The 18,042-nt window shown below is 58.1% G+C and carries 19 protein-coding genes (1 of these 19 cut by a window edge); 10 read left to right on the forward strand and 9 right to left on the reverse strand.

Annotated features, from left to right (window positions below):
• Window positions 1-726: the 5' portion of a tyrosine--tRNA ligase gene (tyrS, locus tag QOM10_RS26460; protein ID WP_316917189.1), read on the reverse strand. Its footprint begins 474 nt before the window's first position; 726 of the gene's 1,200 nt are visible here — the first part of the coding sequence; its start codon is at window positions 724-726; its stop codon lies off the left edge, out of view.
• Window positions 727-938: 212 nt separating this feature from the next.
• On the opposite strand from tyrS, the gene QOM10_RS26465 reads away from it, so the two are divergent.
• Both QOM10_RS26465 and QOM10_RS26470 read left to right on the forward strand, forming a co-directional pair.
• On the forward strand, window positions 939-2,357 hold the full coding sequence (locus QOM10_RS26465; RefSeq protein WP_150776668.1) for a peptidoglycan DD-metalloendopeptidase family protein: 1,419 nt from the start codon (window positions 939-941) through the stop codon (window positions 2,355-2,357).
• A 3-nt stretch (window positions 2,358-2,360) separates the two neighbouring features.
• Window positions 2,361-3,452, forward strand: a complete 1,092-nt coding sequence (locus tag QOM10_RS26470) for an anhydro-N-acetylmuramic acid kinase (protein ID WP_127929978.1) — start codon at window positions 2,361-2,363, stop codon at window positions 3,450-3,452.
• Between the two features lie 73 nt (window positions 3,453-3,525).
• On the opposite strand, the gene erpA is transcribed toward QOM10_RS26470, so the two are convergent.
• Together erpA and argC are read right to left on the reverse strand one after the other, a co-directional pair.
• Complete coding sequence (erpA, locus tag QOM10_RS26475) at window positions 3,526-3,876, reverse strand: iron-sulfur cluster insertion protein ErpA (protein WP_008077999.1); 351 nt, start codon at window positions 3,874-3,876, stop codon at window positions 3,526-3,528.
• A gap of 168 nt (window positions 3,877-4,044) precedes the next feature.
• On the reverse strand, window positions 4,045-5,079 hold the full coding sequence (gene argC, locus QOM10_RS26480) for an N-acetyl-gamma-glutamyl-phosphate reductase (RefSeq protein WP_150749657.1): 1,035 nt from the start codon (window positions 5,077-5,079) through the stop codon (window positions 4,045-4,047).
• A 134-nt stretch (window positions 5,080-5,213) separates the two neighbouring features.
• Here argC and hemJ point away from each other — a divergent pair, with 134 nt between their 5' ends.
• The 6 genes from hemJ (at window position 5,214) to coq7 (ending at window position 9,789) form a co-directional block, all read left to right on the forward strand.
• Complete coding sequence (gene hemJ / locus QOM10_RS26485) at window positions 5,214-5,642, forward strand: protoporphyrinogen oxidase HemJ (RefSeq protein ID WP_127929979.1); 429 nt, start codon at window positions 5,214-5,216, stop codon at window positions 5,640-5,642.
• A 33-nt stretch (window positions 5,643-5,675) separates the two neighbouring features.
• The gene (locus QOM10_RS26490; RefSeq protein ID WP_316917190.1) at window positions 5,676-6,644 is read left to right on the forward strand and encodes a nitronate monooxygenase family protein; all 969 of its coding nucleotides are present in this window, start codon (window positions 5,676-5,678) and stop codon (window positions 6,642-6,644) included.
• Between the two features lie 78 nt (window positions 6,645-6,722).
• Window positions 6,723-7,673: a DUF805 domain-containing protein gene (locus QOM10_RS26495; RefSeq protein WP_127929981.1), complete on the forward strand. Its 951-nt coding sequence runs from the start codon at window positions 6,723-6,725 to the stop codon at window positions 7,671-7,673.
• A gap of 61 nt (window positions 7,674-7,734) precedes the next feature.
• Window positions 7,735-8,523: an SDR family NAD(P)-dependent oxidoreductase gene (locus QOM10_RS26500; RefSeq protein ID WP_034155108.1), complete on the forward strand. Its 789-nt coding sequence runs from the start codon at window positions 7,735-7,737 to the stop codon at window positions 8,521-8,523.
• An 80-nt stretch (window positions 8,524-8,603) separates the two neighbouring features.
• Window positions 8,604-8,942, forward strand: coding sequence for a histidine triad nucleotide-binding protein (locus QOM10_RS26505; RefSeq protein WP_003228789.1), 339 nt, complete (start codon window positions 8,604-8,606; stop codon window positions 8,940-8,942).
• A gap of 199 nt (window positions 8,943-9,141) precedes the next feature.
• Complete coding sequence (coq7, locus tag QOM10_RS26510) at window positions 9,142-9,789, forward strand: 2-polyprenyl-3-methyl-6-methoxy-1,4-benzoquinone monooxygenase (protein ID WP_008077993.1); 648 nt, start codon at window positions 9,142-9,144, stop codon at window positions 9,787-9,789.
• 111 nt (window positions 9,790-9,900) lie between these two features.
• Here the strand turns inward: coq7 and speD are convergent, their stop codons facing one another.
• Window positions 9,901-10,695 carry an adenosylmethionine decarboxylase gene (gene speD / locus QOM10_RS26515; protein WP_016983471.1) on the reverse strand — a complete coding sequence of 265 codons (795 nt, stop codon included), beginning with the start codon at window positions 10,693-10,695 and terminating at the stop codon, window positions 9,901-9,903.
• Between the two features lie 237 nt (window positions 10,696-10,932).
• Window positions 10,933-11,355 (reverse strand): OsmC family protein, encoded by a 423-nt coding sequence (locus tag QOM10_RS26520; RefSeq protein WP_316917191.1) that lies wholly within the window; start codon window positions 11,353-11,355, stop codon window positions 10,933-10,935.
• Between the two features lie 237 nt (window positions 11,356-11,592).
• Between QOM10_RS26520 and crp the strand changes: the two genes are divergently transcribed.
• Window positions 11,593-12,237, forward strand: coding sequence for a cAMP-activated global transcriptional regulator CRP (gene crp / locus QOM10_RS26525; RefSeq protein WP_316917192.1), 645 nt, complete (start codon window positions 11,593-11,595; stop codon window positions 12,235-12,237).
• A gap of 9 nt (window positions 12,238-12,246) precedes the next feature.
• Here crp and QOM10_RS26530 read toward each other — a convergent pair whose 3' ends face one another.
• The 4 genes from QOM10_RS26530 to QOM10_RS26545 all read right to left on the reverse strand — a co-directional run bounded on the left by QOM10_RS26530 (window position 12,247) and on the right by QOM10_RS26545 (window position 15,569).
• Entirely contained in the window at window positions 12,247-12,948 is a 702-nt protein-coding gene (locus tag QOM10_RS26530; protein WP_150749658.1) for a biotin/lipoate A/B protein ligase family protein, read from the reverse strand.
• A 135-nt stretch (window positions 12,949-13,083) separates the two neighbouring features.
• Entirely contained in the window at window positions 13,084-13,920 is an 837-nt protein-coding gene (gene trpC / locus QOM10_RS26535; RefSeq protein WP_316917193.1) for an indole-3-glycerol phosphate synthase TrpC, read from the reverse strand.
• Window positions 13,917-14,966: an anthranilate phosphoribosyltransferase gene (gene trpD, locus QOM10_RS26540; RefSeq protein WP_150693827.1), complete on the reverse strand. Its 1,050-nt coding sequence runs from the start codon at window positions 14,964-14,966 to the stop codon at window positions 13,917-13,919. The genes trpC and trpD overlap by 4 nt, the downstream gene beginning before the upstream one ends.
• A gap of 9 nt (window positions 14,967-14,975) precedes the next feature.
• Window positions 14,976-15,569: an aminodeoxychorismate/anthranilate synthase component II gene (locus tag QOM10_RS26545; RefSeq protein ID WP_007918806.1), complete on the reverse strand. Its 594-nt coding sequence runs from the start codon at window positions 15,567-15,569 to the stop codon at window positions 14,976-14,978.
• A 408-nt stretch (window positions 15,570-15,977) separates the two neighbouring features.
• Between QOM10_RS26545 and estP the strand changes: the two genes are divergently transcribed.
• The gene (estP, locus tag QOM10_RS26550) at window positions 15,978-17,885 is read left to right on the forward strand and encodes an esterase EstP (RefSeq protein WP_316917194.1); all 1,908 of its coding nucleotides are present in this window, start codon (window positions 15,978-15,980) and stop codon (window positions 17,883-17,885) included.
• Window positions 17,886-18,042 lie beyond the last annotated feature (157 nt).

Consider the following 18,042-nt stretch of genomic DNA (forward strand, 5'->3'; position numbering starts at 1 on the left):
ACCCGGCGCTTCCTGGATACCGACGTAGTTGCCCAAAGACTTGGACATCTTCTTCACGCCATCCAGACCTTCAAGCAACGGCATCGTCAGAATGCACTGAGCCTCTTGACCATAACCACGCTGCAGCTCACGCCCCATCAGCAAGTTGAACTTCTGATCGGTACCACCCAGCTCGACATCAGCACGCAGCGCGACCGAGTCGTAACCCTGCACCAGCGGATAGAGGAACTCATGAATAGCGATTGGCTGATTGGTGGTGTAGCGCTTATCGAAGTCGTCACGCTCGAGCATGCGAGCGACGGTGTACTGCGAGGTCAGACGAATGAAGTCGGCCGGCCCCATCTGATCCATCCAGGTGGAGTTGAATGCGACTTCGGTTTTTGCCGGATCGAGAATCTTGAACACCTGAGCCTTGTAGGTCTCGGCGTTTTCCAGAACCTGCTCGCGAGTCAGCGGAGGACGCGTAGCACTCTTGCCACTCGGATCACCGATCATCCCGGTGAAGTCACCAATAAGGAAGATCACCTGATGCCCCAACTCCTGGAACTGGCGCAGCTTATTAATAAGCACGGTATGACCCAGGTGCAGATCCGGAGCGGTTGGATCGAAACCAGCCTTGATACGCAGCGGCTGGCCGCGCTTGAGCTTCTCGATCAGCTCGGACTCGACCAATAGTTCTTCCGCACCACGTTTAATCAGCGCTAGCTGCTCTTCAACCGACTTCATAACAGACCCGCAAGGCTCAGATTCAAAGGGAAACAACCATACAAGATCGCGCACTAATTACAAGTTTTGCCCGGCGCACGGACACCAATCCACAGACGCGCTGTCTGTAGACTTGCTTCAGAGATGATTTGGTTATATTTTATACAGTTATTTCATCTTCATCATGTCATTCATCTTTTCCAATTCATCATTTTTCAAAGTCAAAATTACCTATGACCACAGAACCGTCTAAAGCGCCGCCGCTTTACCCGAAGACCCACCTGCTCGCCGCAAGTGGAATCGCCGCCCTTCTTAGCCTGGCTCTCCTGGTATTCCCTTCCAGTGATGTTGAAGCCAAAAAGACGACCCTGAGTCTTGAACTGGAAAGTCCTGCTGAACAACTGACACAAGATCAAGACGCTGCTGACGCGGTTCAAGCCACAAATGAGCCAGTAGCTTCTCCGTTTGCTCAAATCGAAAACACTGACGAAAACACCGCACAAACCGCAGAAGCCGCACCTGCGCCAGTCGCCGAAAAACCGAAAGCCCCCGGGCATCGTGAAGTTGTTGTAGCCAAGGGCGATACGCTGTCGACCCTGTTCGAAAAAGTCGGCCTGCCGGCTGCGTCCGTCCATGAGGTCTTGGCCAGCGACAAACAGGCCAAGCAGTTCAGCCAGCTCAGGCACGGCCAGAAACTCGAATTCGAATTGAACCCTGACGGCCAACTGACCAGCCTGCACAGCAAGGTCAGCGACGTCGAAACCATTACCCTGACCAAGAATGACAAGGGTTATGCCTTCAACCGGGTTACCGCAAAACCAACCGTTCGCACAGCTTACGTCCATGGCGTAATCAACAGTTCGCTTTCACAATCCGCAGCCCGTGCCGGGCTCTCCCATAGTCTGACCATGGATATGGCCAGCGTTTTCGGTTACGACGTCGACTTCGCTCAGGACATCCGTCAGGGTGACGAATTCGATGTGATCTACGAACAGAAAGTGGTCAACGGCAAGTCGGTCGGCAACGGCCCGATACTGTCCGCTCGCTTTACCAACCGCGGCAAGACGTATACCGCTGTGCGTTACACCAACAAGCAAGGCAACAGCAGCTACTACACCGCTGATGGCAACAGCATGCGCAAAGCGTTCATCCGTACTCCGGTGGACTTCGCCCGCATCAGCTCGAAGTTCTCGATGGGCCGCAAGCACCCGATCCTGAACAAGATCCGCGCTCACAAAGGCGTTGATTACGCTGCGCCACGCGGTACGCCAATCAAGGCTGCCGGGGACGGTAAAGTGCTGCTCGCCGGCCGCCGTGGCGGCTACGGCAACACCGTTATCATCCAGCATGGCAACACCTACCGTACGCTGTATGGCCACATGCAAGGCTTCGCCAAGGGTGTGAAGACTGGCGGTACCGTGAAACAGGGCCAAGTGATTGGCTACATCGGCACCACCGGCCTGTCCACCGGCCCGCACTTGCACTATGAGTTCCAGGTCAACGGCGTTCACGTAGATCCGCTGGGCCAGAAGCTGCCAATGGCTGACCCGATTGCCAAAGCCGAACGCGCTCGTTTCCTCGCACAGAGCCAACCGCTGATGGCGCGCATGGATCAAGAGAAGGCCACCATGCTGGCTTCGAGCAAGCGTTAAGCCATGGCCCTTTATATCGGTGTGATGTCCGGAACCAGCCTCGACGGTCTGGACATTGCCCTGATCGAACAGACCTCGGCGATCAAGCTGATCGCCACGCACTACATTCCCATGCCTGAATCACTGCGCGCAGAGCTGCTCGGCTTGTGCGCCAGCGGCCCTGACGAAATCGCCCGCTCGGCAATTGCCCAGCAGAACTGGGTAAAACTTGCTGCGCAGGGCATTAACACCCTCCTCGATCAGCAGAACCTTAAACCACAAGATATTCGAGCGATCGGCAGCCACGGCCAGACCATCCGCCATGAGCCTGCGCGCGGCTTCACCGTGCAGATCGGCAACCCTGCCCTGCTGACTGAATTGACCGGTATTACCGTAGTCAGCGACTTCCGAAGTCGCGATGTCGCCGCCGGTGGTCAAGGCGCCCCGCTGGTTCCTGCGTTCCATGAAGCTTTATTCGAAGAGCGTACCGGTAACCAGGCGGTCTTGAATGTCGGCGGTTTCAGCAATCTCAGTCTGATAGAGCCGACCAAGCCTGTAGCCGGTTTCGACTGCGGCCCTGGGAATGTTCTGATGGACGCCTGGATTCACCAGCAACGCGGCGATAACTACGATCGCAACGGCGACTGGGCGAAGTCAGGCTCTGTTGAGCCAACCCTGTTGAAGGCACTGCTCAGCGATCCGTTCTTCGTCACCAAAGGCCCGAAAAGTACCGGCCGAGAAGTGTTCAACCTGCCATGGCTGGAAAAACATCTCTCACATCTGCCAACCTTTGCTGCGGAGAATGTGCAGGCCACGCTGCTTGAATTGACTGCACAGAGCATCATCGAGTCGCTGCAAAGCGCTCAATCCGATACTCAGGAATTGTTGGTCTGTGGCGGCGGTGCGCATAACGCCACACTGATGAAGCGACTGGCCGACTTGCTGCCCAAAGCAACCGTCGCCAGCACTGCGACTCATGGTGTCGATCCGGACTGGGTGGAAGCGATGGCCTTCGCCTGGCTGGCCCATTGCTGCCTTGAAGGGATCGCCGCCAACCGCCCAAGCGTCACCGGCGCACGCGGTCTGCGGGTACTCGGCGCCATCTACCCGGCTTGATCAATTCGCACACAGCAAAACGCCGCAGAACCGTAAGGCTCTGCGGCGTTTTGTTATCTGAAACGAAAAGCGATCAGATCGAGAACGATGATCCGCAACCACAGGTCGTGGTGGCGTTCGGGTTCTTGATCACGAAGCGCGAACCTTCCAGACCTTCCTGGTAGTCCACTTCAGCACCCGCCAGGTACTGGAAGCTCATCGGATCGACCACCAGACTCACGCCTTCGCGCTCGACGATGGTGTCGTCCTCGGCCACATCCTCATCGAAGGTGAAGCCGTACTGAAACCCTGAACAACCGCCGCCCGTAACGAATACGCGCAGCTTCAAGCGATCATTCCCCTCTTCATCGACCAGGCTCTTCACCTTGTGCGCGGCACCGTGGGTGAATTGCAAAGCCGTGGGGGTGAAGGATTCGACGCTCATGCTGACTATCTCCCGGCGTTACGCCGCCATAATGCGTGATGACGCGCATTATCCGCTTGTCCGAGAAAATCGGTCAACTATTGTTACGGTATATCAATAAAGCCGACGAGCTGTTCACAATGCAAAAAGGCCCGTTAAACGGGCCTTTTTGCTATGCCGCTTAAAGTGTTACGGCAGCATACCGGCGTGGGACAGGCCGAAACGCTCGTCCAGACCGAACAGGATGTTCATGTTCTGCACTGCCTGACCCGACGCGCCTTTGACCAGATTGTCAATCACCGACAGCACCACCACCAGATCGCCATCCTGCGGACGGTGAACGGCAATGCGGCAAACGTTGGCGCCGCGCACGCTACGGGTTTCCGGATGGCTACCGGCCGGCATTACGTCGACGAACGGTTCGTTGGCATAACGCTTTTCGAACAGTGCCTGCAGATCCACCGAACGATCTACCACGGTCGCGTAGAGTGTGGAGTGAATACCACGGATCATCGGGGTCAGGTGTGGAACGAAGGTCAGACCGACATCCTTGCCCGCTGCGCGACGCAGCCCCTGGCGGATTTCCGGCAGGTGACGGTGACCTTTCACCGCATAGGCCTTCATGCTTTCCGAGGTCTCGGAGTACAGCGAGCCGACAGCCGCACCGCGACCGGCACCGCTGACGCCGGATTTGCAGTCGGCGATCAAACGCGAAGTATCGGCCAGACCCGCCTCCAGCAATGGCAGGAAACCCAGCTGGGTAGCGGTCGGGTAGCAACCCGGCACGGCGATCAGGCGGGCCTTCTTGATCTGTTCGCGATTGACTTCCGGCAGACCATAAATCGCCTCGTCCAGCAATTCAGGCGCGCCGTGCGGCTGACCGTACCACTTGGCCCACTCTTCAGCGTCTTGCAGACGGAAGTCGGCGGACAGGTCGATCACTTTGGTGCCCGCTGCCAGCAATTCACCCGCCAGCGCGTGCGCAACACCATGCGGCGTGGCGAAGAACACTACATCGCAAGCACCGAGGGTCTTGATGTCCGGCACGCTGAAGGCGAGGCCATCGTAGTGGCCGCGCAGGTTCGGGTACATGTCAGCCACGGCCAGACCGGCCTCGGATCGGGAAGTGATCACAACCACTTCTGCCTGCGGATGCTGCGCCAACAGACGCAGCAGTTCGACACCGGTGTAACCCGTGCCGCCGACGATACCGACCTTGACCATAACCTGCCCTCAAAGAACCCACTGGAAAGCCGTCGATAATAGGGGGCGCGCGGCCCTGCGACAACCGTCAAGGTGACGTGCGGACGCTCAAGCCTCTACTATCTGGGCTACCGTGATTAAGGAAATAACTAAAAATGCTCTATCTATGGATCAAAGCTTTTCACATTGTCAGCATCGTTTGCTGGTTTGCCGGACTGTTCTACTTGCCGCGACTGTTTGTTTATCACGCGCAAAGCGAAGACACGATCAGCAAGGAACGCTTCAGCGTCATGGAGCGCAAGTTGTATCGCGGCATCATGGGCCCGGCGATGATCGCTACGCTGATCTTCGGTGGCTGGCTGATTTACCTCAATCCGACCATCTTCAGCATGGGCGGCTGGATTCACGCCAAACTGACACTCGTCGTCCTGCTGATCGGCTACCACCACATGTGCGGCGCGCAGGTAAAACGTTTTGCCCGTGGCGAAAACACCCGCAGCCATGTCTTTTATCGCTGGTTCAATGAAGTCCCGGTTCTGATATTGCTGGCTATCGTAATTCTGGTCGTGGTCAAGCCGTTCTAACTTCAACAAGTACAGATCTTTGGGGTGTTCATCATGTCGCTGCCCGCTCTGCTCGAACAACGTCTGCGTCTGCCTGTAGTGGCCGCGCCGATGTTTCTGATTTCCAATCCTGAGTTGGTGCTCGCCTGCTGCCGCAATGGCGTGGTCGGCAGTTTTCCGGCCCTGAACCAACGCGAAAGCAGCGGCTTCAAAGCGTGGCTGGAACAGATCGAAGCGGGCCTGGCGACACTGGAGAACCCGGCGCCGTATGCAGTGAATCTGATCGTGCACAACAGCAACCCGCGTTTGCAGGCGGACTTGAACATCTGTGTCGAACACAAAGTGCCGATTGTCATCACCAGTCTCGGCGCAGTGAAGGAACTGGTCGACGCGGTGCACAGCTATGGCGGTCTGGTGTTCCATGACGTGACCACTCGCCGCCACGCCGAGAAAGCGGCTGAGGCCGGCGTCGATGGTTTGATCGCTGTCGCCGCCGGCGCCGGGGGCCATGCCGGTACCTGGAGTCCGTTTGCACTGATCGCCGAGATCCGAGAGTTTTTCGATAAAACCCTGCTGCTTGCAGGATGTCTTAACCACGGCCATGAGATCCTCGCCGCACAGCTGCTCGGTGCGGATTTGGCCTACTTCGGTACGCGATTTATCGGCACGACGGAAAGTCATGCGCCTGACGCGTACAAAGAGATGCTGCTGACAGCCAAGGCTGCGGACATCATTCATACTCCAGCGGTGTCGGGAGTGCCGGCGAGCTTCATGCGCCAGAGCCTGGAGGCCGCCGGTTTCGATATGGCCACTCTGCAAGGCAAAGGCGAAGTGAATTTCGGCGACAAGCTCAAGCCGATCAGCGATGAAGCCAAAGCATGGAAAACCGTGTGGTCCGCCGGTCAGGGTGTAGGGCAGATCGATGACTTGCCAAACGTGGATCAATTGATCTCGCGGCTGGACGCTGAATATCGTCAGGCACAGGAAAACGCGACACAGCTTACGAAACACTGGCCACGCTAAGAAAAACCAGGCCAGCCCCGACGGACTGGCCTTACACTGCTGACCTTTCAATCTATTCGCGACAAGGATGCCTCGGCCATGAGCGAACCCCGTTACAAGATCGTATTCGACGGAGCTCTACAGCCCGGTGTCGATATCACCACTGCCAAACTCAATCTGGCGGATCTGTTCAAAAGTGATGTGGCCGCGATCGAGCGCCTGTTCAACGGCCGCACCGTCGCACTCAAACGTGATTTGTCCCACAGCGATGCGCAGACCTATCTGCAAGCGCTGAGCAAAACCGGGATCGATGCGCGCATCGAAGCTGAAACGACGATCGAACTGAATCTCTCCGACGTACACGAGCATTCAGCTGCCATAGCGGAACCTGACTCCCCTTACGCACCACCGCGCGCCACCGTCGGCGAGAGTCTGCCGGCGTTCGCCACGCTCAAGCCGTTCAGCGTCGAAGGGCGAATCGGCCGCCTGCGATTTCTGGCATGGACAATGGTCCTGAGCCTGGTGACCCTGCCCATTGTCGGCGTGTTCGCCCTGCTGGCTCTGGGGCTGGTCAGCGGCGATTCCACCACTGGCCTGATCATCGGTGGCATCTTCGCCTTCTTCCTGTTTGTCGCCTTCCTGATCGTCAGCATTCTGTTCAGCGTTCAACGACTGCACGACATCGGCTGGTCGGGTTGGCTGTGGCTGCTGAACCTGGTGCCGTTCGTGGGCAGCTTCTTCCCGCTGGTCATCATGGTTGTGCCGGGCAACACCGGCGCCAACCGTTACGGGCCTCCGCCGCCGCCCAACAGCACCGCAGTGAAAGTCTTGTGCTCACTGTGGATCGTGTTTTTCGCGCTGGTCTTTGCCGGTGGAATGCTTGGCGGGATTTCGGCCATACAGCAGGAATACGAAAGCAACCTGGAAAGCAGCTACGAAAGTGGCTCAGTAACTACTGATGAAGTCGAAGTAGAGGTCGAATCACCCGTGGATTCCGCCGACGAAGCAGCCGAAGCGGCGCAGGCCCCTGTAGACTCTGCAAAAGAATGAACAGCGCTCCCCGCCGTGACACCCGCGTCGCTGGCGCGGAGCTGTTGCGATGGAGAATTGCATGACCCGTTACGCTCTGATCACTGGCGCCTCCAGCGGCATCGGCCTGGCCATGGCCGAAGCGCTGGCCCGGCGCGGCCGCAGCCTGATTCTGGTGGCCCGACAGCGTGATCAGCTGGAAAGTATTGCGATCGAGTTGACCCAACGCTTCGGTGTTGAAGTGCTGTTCCGCGCCTGCGATCTGGGCGAGCCGCTGCGCCTGTCCGGTTTTTTGCTGGAACTGGAAGAAGGCGACCGGCAGATCGACTTGCTGGTCAATTGCGCCGGCATCGGCACCTGCGGCCCGTTTCTCGCGCAGGACTGGATGACCGAGCAGGATCTGATCGAGGTGAATATCCTCGCCCTCACCCGCTTGTGCCACGCCATCGGTAACAGCATGGCGCTGCAAGGTGGCGGGCAGATTCTCAATGTCGCCTCGGTGGCAGCGTTCAATCCCGGCCCGTGGATGAGCACTTACTACGCCAGCAAGGCGTATGTTCTGCACTTCTCCGAGGCCTTGCGGGTTGAGCTCAAACAAAGCGCGGTCAAGGTTTCGGTGCTCTGCCCCGGCCCGACACGCACGGCATTTTTCCGCACGGCACAGCTCAACAGCGACAAACTCAAAGACAGCAAATTGCTGATGAGCCCCGAGGAGGTCGCGCTTTACACCGTGCGCGCCCTCGACAAGAACCGCGCGATCATCATTCCCGGGCGGCGCAACCGCTGGTTCGCATTCCTGCCGCGACTGGGTTCGCGCTGGCTCAATCGCACCATTGTCGGCATGGTCAACAAGGCTTACTGCCCGCGCTGAAATGCCCTACAGGTAAAACACTGGGCGGGATAAGCCGCCCTGAGTACACTCAGACCAGCCAAACAACGGAGAAAACAGCAGTGGATACTCTGTTCACCAAGATCATCAACCGGGAAATCCCGGCGAAGATCATTTACGAGGACGACCAGGTTCTGGCGTTCCACGACATCGCCCCTCAGGCACCAGTGCATTTCCTGGTGATCCCGAAGAAACCGGTGCGCACCCTCAATGATCTGACCGAAGACGACAAGGCTTTGGCCGGGCATATCCTGTTCACTGCGCAGCGTCTGGCGCTGGAACTGGGCTGCGAGGAAGGTTTCCGCGTGGTGATGAACTGCAATGAAAAGGGTGGGCAGACCGTCTACCACATTCATATGCACGTACTCGGTCAGCGGCAGATGAACTGGCCGCCGGGCTAAGGCACGCCCCTTCCCCCTGTGGGAGCGAGCCTGCTCGGGAAGACTTCGGCACATTCAATGTATCAGTGCCTGACACTCCGCCTTCGCGAGCAGGCTCGCTCCCACAAAAAAGCATGACCGCGCAGCAAATGACCCAGCGCAAACCTTCCCCCGGCCGATTCGGTTAAACTGGCCGCCGAGATTCTTCCCGGAGGTCAGCATGACTACCCAACGTCACTACTCGCCGATTGACCGTCTTCTGCTGCAAGCCGATGCCGCGATGCGTACCCTGTTGCCCTTCAGTGGCCAGCCGTACCGTCCGTCGCCAGCGATTTTGCAGCCGGACACGCAGATGAGCGACGAAGACACCCGCCACGTCGCCGGCCTGATGCGCATCAACCATACCGGTGAAGTCTGCGCCCAGGCGCTGTATCAGGGGCAGGCGTTGACTGCCAAGCTGCCGCAGGTACGCGAGGCCATGGAGCACGCCGCCGAAGAAGAAATTGATCATCTGGTCTGGTGCGAGCAACGCATTCACCAGCTGGGCAGCCATACCAGCGTTTTGAATCCGCTGTTTTACGGGATGTCGTTCGGGATTGGCGCGGTGGCCGGATTGATCAGCGACAAGGTCAGCCTCGGGTTTGTCGCGGCGACCGAGCATCAGGTGTGCAAGCACTTGAACGAACACCTGGAGCAGTTGCCAGCGGAGGATGAGAAATCCCGGGCGATTCTCGAGCAGATGCGCATTGATGAAGAACATCATGCCGAAAGTGCTTTGGAGGCTGGAGGTTTCCGTTTTCCGGCGCCGGTGAAGTTCGGGATGAGTATTCTGGCCAAGGTGATGACCAAGAGTACTTATCGGATCTGAGAACGATATTGCTGCAGAGGGCCCCTTCGCGAGCAGGCTCGCTCCCACAGGGGGGGGTTGGCAGAAATGAAAAAGGCGACCGAAAGGTCGCCTTTTTTGTGCCCGGGAATCTTAGGTCGGCATGTTGCGCGCGTAGAAGATTTCGAGCATTTCGTGTTTCACCCGGTCGGTCACCTGAGCACGCTGCTCGGGGGACAGGTTGCTGGTGGCGTCGCCGAACAGGTAGTTATCCAGTTCGAAGTTCTTCAGCAGCATTTTGGTGTGGAACAGGTTTTCCTGGTACACGTTCACGTCGGTCATCTGGTACGCGTCGCGAGTGTCTTCGGAAAGGTAGTTCTGGATCGAATTGATCTCGTGGTCGATGAAGTGCTTGTTGCCTTCAACGTCACGGGTGAAGCCGCGCACACGATAATCCACAGTCACGATGTCCGAATCGAACTGGTGAATGAGGAAATTGAGCGCTTTCAGCGGTGAGATGACACCACAAGTCGACACGTCGATGTCCACACGGAACGTTGCAATACCGTCGTCCGGATGAATTTCCGGGTAGGTGTGCACCGTGATGTGGCTCTTGTCGAGGTGGGCCAGGATAATTTCGGGCAACGGGCCCGGCGATTCTTCGATCTGGCTTTCAGTCGGGGTTACCGGCTCTTCAGAAATCAGAATCGTGACGCTGGCGCCCTGAGGTTCATAGTCCTGACTGGCAATGTTCAGGATGTTGGCACCAATGATCTCGACAACTTCTGTGAGAATCTGCGTCAGGCGTTTCGCGTTGTACTCTTGATTGATGTACTCGACGTAAGCCTGCTGGTCTTGCGGGGTTTCCGCGTAGCAGATGTCATAGATGTTGAAGCTCAAGGTCTTTGTCAGGTTATTGAACCCGTGGAGCTTGAGTTTGCTTTTCACCGTTAAAAACTCTCTATGTATGCGGCCCGGCCGCGTGATCAAGCATGCCCGTCAAGTGCGAACAACGCACCTGCGTAGGACGGTTAACACCTCTTCGCGATGGCGATTTTGGTTATCTGTTCAGGCGGCTGATCCATCGGCTGACCGATCACTGCCCTGAAAAAAGTGGCGCATTATGCAGACGTCAGCGGGGGATCGCCAGAGTCTGCACTGCTTTTATGATAGTTGAATGTCGGTTCAACCGAGTTCGACGATTTCGTAATCGTGAGTAATCGCCACACCAGCCGCGCCGAGCATGATCGAAGCCGAGCAATACTTCTCGGCGGACAGCTCGATCGCGCGTTTGACCTGGGCTTCTTTCAAGCCACGGCCCTTGACCACGAAATGCATGTGAATCTTGGTGAACACCTTCGGATCTTCGGTCGCGCGCTCGGCTTCCAGGAAGGCTTCGCAGCTTTCCACGGCCTGGCGGGACTTCTTCATAATGCTGACCACGTCGAAGTTGCTGCAACCGCCAACACCCAGCAGAAGCATTTCCATCGGGCGAACACCCAGGTTACGACCACCGGCGTCCGGCGGACCGTCCATCACTACGACATGACCACTTCCGGATTCGCCGAGGAACATGGCTTCGCCAGCCCATTGGATGCGTGCCTTCATCGCCAAGACTCCACTGTTGAAAAAAGGGTCGCCAGCTTAGCACAGCACTTTGCCCGGACAGCGGGCGGCGTTCCTAGGACGGACGCCTCTGCGGTGTAGGTAATTTCTCGAATTTTCGACGAAGTGTCTGTTAAGCTGGCGCCAATTCGCTGGCGCCCATGCCAGCTGTGCAGCGACCGCCTTCAGCGCCTCATAAAAAAATCAAACATCACCGTGCAGTCTTTTCGGGATACAACCATGGTTGCTATTACCCCCACACCCAAAATCAAGAACCTCGACAAGCTGCTGATGCATTGTCAGCGCCGTCGTCATGCAGCCAAAAGCAACATCATCTGTGCGGGCGATCGTTCGGACACGCTGTACTTCATCATCAAGGGCTCGGTAACGATCCTGATCGAGGACAACGACGGTCGTGAAATGATCATCGCCTACCTCAATGCCGGGGATTTCTTCGGTGAGCTGGGTCTGTTCGAACAAGCCGGCCAGGAACAGGAACGCAGTGCCTGGGTGCGGGCCAAGGTCGAATGCGAAACAGCGGAAATCAGTTACGCCAAGTTCCGCGAATTGTCGCAGCAGGATCCGGACATTCTTTACGTCCTCAGCGGACAAATCGCACAACGCCTGCGCAACACCACGCGCAAGGTTGGCGATCTGGCGTTCTTCGACGTCACTGGCCGGGTAGCACGTTGTCTGCTGGAACTGTGCAAGCAGCCAGATGCGATGACCCACCCGGACGGCATGCAGATCAAGGTGACGCGTCAGGAGATCGGGCGGATTGTCGGTTGTTCGCGGGAGATGGTCGGTCGCGTGCTCAAGGATCTTGAGGAACGCAACCTGGTCGATGTGAAAGGCAAGACCATGGTGGTCTTCGGAACGCGCTAAGCCCGAATATCAGGCGCTGTACATCTGCGCCAGCATCAAACGAAACAGCTCATCGAGACGCGCCAGGGCCTGTGGCGCGCTGAATTTCTCGTGCAGGGCAATGTGGCTTTGCGCTCGCACCCGCTGCTCCATGCCACAGGCTTCATTGAAGCGATTGACCGCTGCGACCATCGATTCGCGCTCGTTATCCATCAGCATCGCCCCGTGCACCAGACCGACCGGGCGCTGTCCACCCTGACTCTGGCGCCAGCGCTGGGCGGTGCCGACCATTTTACGGCCGTCGAGATTGACGTTGAAGCGACCGTCACAGAAAGCGCCGTCGATCTCACCCAACGATGATGTGCCACCCAACTCATCCAGTAACTGACAGATCGGATCGCAGAGACGACGGTAGCCGGTTTCGATACGGTTCAGATCGCCTTCGCTGCGCGGTGGTGCGTAGACCAGAGCGATATTGATAGTGGCGGCAGATTGCGGCACGGGTTCGCCGCCGGTTTCGCGCAGCAGGACGGGCCAGCCAGCGGCGGCGGAGACTTCGCAAGCGTGGTCGAAACCGGGGAGACGATTGAGGCGGCGCGGCATGACCAGGGCGCGATCGCTGGGTTGCCAGAACAGCAGGCCGAATTCAGAGTCGCCGGCGCAGACCGAGGCCAGCAAATCCTGTTCGGCTTGCAGGCCGGCTTCGATGGTCAGGGGGGTTGGCAGCGACATGGAAGGCTCCGGCAGATCTGGAATCTTTGGGGATTTCTAGTACCTCATCGCGAGCAGGCTCACTCCTACAATTGGAACGCGTTCCCCTGTAGGAGTGAGCCTGCTCGCGATGGCGTCGACTCGGTCTGGAGCGAATCAGTCGAGGGTCGAACCGCTGATCGACACGCCTCGCTCCGGGAAGAACAGACGCTGCAGTTCAGTGCCCGGATTTTCCGCACGCATGAACGCTTCACCGACGAGGAACGAGTACACGTCGCTGATTTCCATCAGTTCGACATCAGCACGATTGAGGATACCGCTCTCGGTAATTACCAGACGATCGCGCGGAATGCGCGGCAGCAGGTCGAGGGTGGTTTCCAGACTGACATCGAACGTGTGCAGATTACGGTTGTTGACCCCGACCAGCGGTGTATCGAGGGTTTTCAATGCACGCTCCAGCTCATCGCCATCGTGTACTTCGACCAGCACATCGAGACCGACGCTTTTGGCGACGGCGGCCAGCTCGGCCATTTTCACGTCATCGAGTGCGGAGACGATCAACAGCACACAGTCGGCGCCCAGCGCACGGGCTTCAACGATCTGGTAAGGATCAATCATGAAGTCCTTGCGGATCACCGGCAGGCTGCACGCGGCACGAGCCTGTTGCAGGTACGCATCGGCGCCCTGGAAGTAATCGATGTCGGTCAGTACGGAAAGACAGGTCGCCCCACCCTTCTCGTAGCTTTTGGCGATGTCGGCGGGAACGAAGTTCTCGCGGATCACGCCTTTGCTTGGCGAAGCCTTTTTGATTTCGGCAATCACCGCAGGCTGTTTCTTCTTGGCTTGCGCCAGCAATGCCTGGGCAAAACCACGGGGTGCATCGGCCGCCTTGGCCAGACTTTCCAGCTCGCTCAGGCTGACGCGAGCACTACGCTCGGCGACTTCCTGAACTTTGCGCGCCAGAATGTTTTCCAGAACCGTCGGTACACTCATCCCTCATTCTCCACTCTGAATACCGCGGTAAAGGCACCCAGCTCCTCGAGTTTTTCCCGAGCGAGACCGGTGTGCAGCGCGTCGTGCGCAAGCTCGACGCCCTGTTTCAAACTGCTGGCCACGTCAGCGGCATACAGCGCTGCACCGGCATTGAGCACAATCATTTCGGCGGCTTTCTGGCCGTTCTCGGTTTTGCGCTTGCCGAGGGCATCGCGGATCAGCGCCAGCGAGGCTTCCGGGCCGTCGACCGACAGACCGTGCAGGCTCTGGCTCTTCATACCCAGATCTTCCGGCTCGACCCAATATTCGCTGATTTCGTTGTTTTTCAGCTCGGCGACAAAGGTCGGTGCGGCGAGACTGAATTCATCCAGGCCGTCCTTCGAGTGCACCACCAGCACATGCTTGCTGCCCAGACGCTGCAAGACTTCGGCCAATGGCCGGCACAGCGCCTTGTTGAATACGCCCACTACCTGATGCTTCACACCGGCCGGATTCGTAAGCGGGCCGAGCATGTTGAACAGCGTACGCAGGCCGAGATCGCGGCGCGGGCCGGCGGCGTACTTCATGGCTTTGTGGTGAGTCTGGGCAAACATGAAACCGATGCCGACGTTGTCGATGCAACGGGCGACCTGAACCGGCGTCAGGTTCAGATAAATGCCGGCGGCTTCGAGCAAATCGGCGCTGCCGCTCTTGCCCGATACCGCACGGTTGCCGTGTTTGGCTACGGTGCAACCGGCTGCCGCGACAACAAAGGAAGAAGCGGTCGACACGTTGAAGATGTTTGCACCGTCACCGCCGGTACCGACCACATCGACCACGCCATCAAGGGTCTTCAGTTCAACCTGATCGGCCAGCTCACGCATCACCGACACGGCGCCGACGATCTCGTCGATGCTTTCGCTCTTCATGCGCATGGCCATCATGAACGCGCCGATCTGCGCGTCGGTGCATTGGCCGGTCATGATTTCGCGCATCACGTCGCGCATTTCATCGGTGCTGAGGTCGAGGTGTTCGACGATACGGCTCAGGGCTGTCTTGATATTCATGGGAAGTCCTTAGCGCGTGCCGCCGGTTTGTTTGAGGAAGTTGGCAAACAGTTCATGGCCTTGCTCGGTCAGGATCGACTCGGGGTGGAACTGTACGCCCTCAATGTTCAGGGTCTTGTGACGCAGGCCCATGATTTCGTCGACCGAACCGTCGTCGTGTTGCGTCCACGCGGTCAGCTCCAGGCAATCGGGCAAAGTATCGTGCTTGACGATCAGCGAGTGGTAGCGGGTTACCGTCAGCGGATGATTCAGACCTGCGAAAACGCCCTTGTCCTCATGGAATACCGGGCTAGTCTTACCGTGCATCACTTGGCGGGCGCGGACTACATCGCCGCCAAACGCCTGGCCAATGGACTGGTGGCCAAGGCAGACACCGAGGATCGGCAGCTTGCCGGCGAAGTGTTTGATGGCTTCGATGGAGATGCCAGCTTCGGTCGGCGTGCAAGGGCCTGGCGATACCACGATGCGCTCAGGTTTCAGCGCTTCAATTTCGGCGACGGTCAATTCGTCGTTGCGCACGACTTTGACGTCGGCACCCAGCTCGCCGAGGTATTGCACAACGTTGTAAGTAAAGGAGTCGTAGTTGTCGATCATCAGCAACATGGCGTGTCGAACCTCTTGAATTCTGATTTGAAAACAGCCTTCAGATCACTTGCCCGCAGGGCGCTGCACGATGTCGGACGCAGGTAGATGCGTCGGCACAGCGGCATTTCAAACAGGCAAGGAAGGCAAAGCGATACAGATCCGGCAGGGCCGGCAGAAAAGATTCAGGCGCGCCAACGCCAGCGGGCGTGTGCCTTGATGACTTGATCCAGAAGTTTGCTGGTGATCAACACGGGGAAGGTCTCGTTCATACGTTCCGGCACAGTAACTTAGCTGGGCGGAGCGTGCAATATGGCCGGGGCTGCGGGAGATAAAAGCTGGGGAGGATTCGCGACCGATGGCAAAACGCCGGGAGTTTTTGGTACTGTCGTTTCGTTCACCTACAACAATAAATAAACGGACTTGCTCATGATCAAACAGACGCTGTTTGTCCCGCTGGCTGGCTGCCTGCTCGCACTGGCTTGTGCTCAGGCCAATGCTGCACCCAATCCCTATTCGAATTTCATAGTTTTCGGCGACAGTCTGAATGACGCCGGAACCTTCGCCGACACTGGCGGACCGGCCGGCTCCACCGAGCGTTACACCAACCGGACCGGGCCGGTGTATCAGAATGGCAGCGGTGAACTATATTCGTTGAACTCCACGCAGTTGCTCGGCGGACGCCTTGGCTTTTCGCCAGACCAGACAGCCTCTTCCAGCTCCGCCGTGCGCGCCGAAAACGGCCAGCCGGACGGCAACAACTGGGCGGTCGGCGGCTATCGCACCGACCAGATCCTCGACTCGATCACCACGCAATCCGCTACCGGCGAACGCACTCGCGCCGGTTACCTGCCCTCCAACGGCTTCCGCGCCGATCCGAATGCGCTGTATTACATTTCCGGCGGCGGCAACGACTTCCTGCAAGGGCGCATTCTCAGCCTGCCGCAAGCCAACGCCGCCGCCGACCGACTGGCCGACAGTGTGCAGACGCTGCAAACCGCCGGCGCCAAATACGTGATGGTCTGGCTGTTGCCTGACGTTGGCCTGACCCCAGCCATCAACGGTACGCCATTGCAAGCCTTCAGCAGTCAACTTGCCACCCAGTTCAACAGTCAATTGGTCACACGCCTGCAAGGCATCAATGCCGAAATCATTCCGTTGAACATTCCGGTCTTGCTCTCGGAAGTGTTTGCCGACCCGGGACGCTTTGGCCTGGCGACCGATCAGAACCTCACTGCGACCTGCTTCAGTGGCAGCAGCTGCCCGGAAAACGCCCGTTACGGCATCAACAGCGCGACACCCGACCCGAGCAAACTGATCTACAACGACGGCGTGCACCCGACCGAAGCCGGGCAAAAACTGATCTCCGACTACGCCTATTCCCTCCTCGCCGCGCCGTGGGAGCTGACGCTGCTGCCGGAAATGGCCCACGCCACCGTGCGCGCGCACCAAGACGAACTGCGCAACCAATGGCAGGCGGATTGGGAGAACTGGCAAGCGGTTGGCCAATGGCGCGCGATTGTTTCGGCGGGCGGCCAGCATCTGGATGTCGACAGCCAGAGCAGCGGCGTCAGCGCTGATGGCAGCGGTTACAACCTTAACATCGGCGGCAGCTATCGCTTGAATGAAGCCTGGCGCGTGGGTGTGGCAGGCGGCTTCTACCGACAGAATCTGGAGGCCGGCCATAACGACTCGGACTACAAACTCAACAGCTACATGGCCACGGCATTTGCCCAGTACCAGCAAAATCGCTGGTGGGCTGATGCAGCGTTGACCGGTGGCAAACTCGACTACGACAACCTCAAACGCAAGTTCGATCTTGGCGCCAGCGAAGGTGCGGAGAAAGGCGACACTGACGGCAGCCTCTGGGCCTTCAGCGCGCGTGTCGGTTACGACATTGCCCAGCCGGGCAGCGAGTGGCACCTGTCGCCATTCGTCAGCGCCGACTACGCCAGCGTTGATGTCGATGGTTATTCAGAGAAGAGCAATCGCGCCACGGCATTGACCTTCGATGATCAGACCCGTGACTCGAAGCGTCTGGGTCTGGGCTTGCAGGGCAAGTACAACATCACCCCGCAAACCCAGGTGTTTGGCGAATACGCTCACGAGCGTGAGTACGAAGATGACGTGCAGAAGGTCCGCATCGCGCTCAACACCTTGCCGGCGAATGACTTCAAGCTTGAGGGCTATACGCCGCAGAGTCATTTGAACCGCTTGAGTCTGGGCGTGAGCCACAAGCTGACGGCTGATCTGGCGCTGCGCGGCGGGTATTCGTTGCGCAAGGATGATGATTTTACCCAGCAGGGTGTGAATGTCGGGGTTGTGTTGGATTTTTAAGCGGTAGATCAAAAGATCGCAGCCTGCGGCAACTCCTACAGGGCTGTTGCAGGTCACAAAAAAGCGGCGCCCTCACAGGCGCCGCTTTTTTATTGCCAAACATATGCCCCCCTGTGGGAGCGAGCCTGCTCGCGAAAGCGCTAAGTCAGCCAACATC

It is taken from the genome of Pseudomonas sp. P108 (assembly GCF_032613195.1).
Classification (GTDB): Bacteria; Pseudomonadota; Gammaproteobacteria; order Pseudomonadales; family Pseudomonadaceae; genus Aquipseudomonas.

Coding starts and splice junctions, on each gene's coding strand:
- QOM10_RS26490 (WP_316917190.1), top strand. CDS start 5,676: ATGTCGCTGCCCGCTCTGCTCGAACAACGTCTGCGTCTGCCTGTAGTG.
- hemJ (WP_127929979.1), top strand. CDS start 5,214: ATGCTCTATCTATGGATCAAAGCTTTTCACATTGTCAGCATCGTTTGC.
- trpC (WP_316917193.1), bottom strand. CDS start 13,920: ATGAGTGTACCGACGGTTCTGGAAAACATTCTGGCGCGCAAAGTTCAG.
- QOM10_RS26530 (WP_150749658.1), bottom strand. CDS start 12,948: ATGTCGCTGCCAACCCCCCTGACCATCGAAGCCGGCCTGCAAGCCGAA.
- QOM10_RS26500 (WP_034155108.1), top strand. CDS start 7,735: ATGACCCGTTACGCTCTGATCACTGGCGCCTCCAGCGGCATCGGCCTG.
- crp (WP_316917192.1), top strand. CDS start 11,593: ATGGTTGCTATTACCCCCACACCCAAAATCAAGAACCTCGACAAGCTG.
- QOM10_RS26470 (WP_127929978.1), top strand. CDS start 2,361: ATGGCCCTTTATATCGGTGTGATGTCCGGAACCAGCCTCGACGGTCTG.
- QOM10_RS26465 (WP_150776668.1), top strand. CDS start 939: ATGACCACAGAACCGTCTAAAGCGCCGCCGCTTTACCCGAAGACCCAC.
- trpD (WP_150693827.1), bottom strand. CDS start 14,966: ATGAATATCAAGACAGCCCTGAGCCGTATCGTCGAACACCTCGACCTC.
- coq7 (WP_008077993.1), top strand. CDS start 9,142: ATGACTACCCAACGTCACTACTCGCCGATTGACCGTCTTCTGCTGCAA.
- QOM10_RS26545 (WP_007918806.1), bottom strand. CDS start 15,569: ATGTTGCTGATGATCGACAACTACGACTCCTTTACTTACAACGTTGTG.
- QOM10_RS26520 (WP_316917191.1), bottom strand. CDS start 11,355: ATGAAGGCACGCATCCAATGGGCTGGCGAAGCCATGTTCCTCGGCGAA.
- estP (WP_316917194.1), top strand. CDS start 15,978: ATGATCAAACAGACGCTGTTTGTCCCGCTGGCTGGCTGCCTGCTCGCA.
- QOM10_RS26495 (WP_127929981.1), top strand. CDS start 6,723: ATGAGCGAACCCCGTTACAAGATCGTATTCGACGGAGCTCTACAGCCC.
- erpA (WP_008077999.1), bottom strand. CDS start 3,876: ATGAGCGTCGAATCCTTCACCCCCACGGCTTTGCAATTCACCCACGGT.
- argC (WP_150749657.1), bottom strand. CDS start 5,079: ATGGTCAAGGTCGGTATCGTCGGCGGCACGGGTTACACCGGTGTCGAA.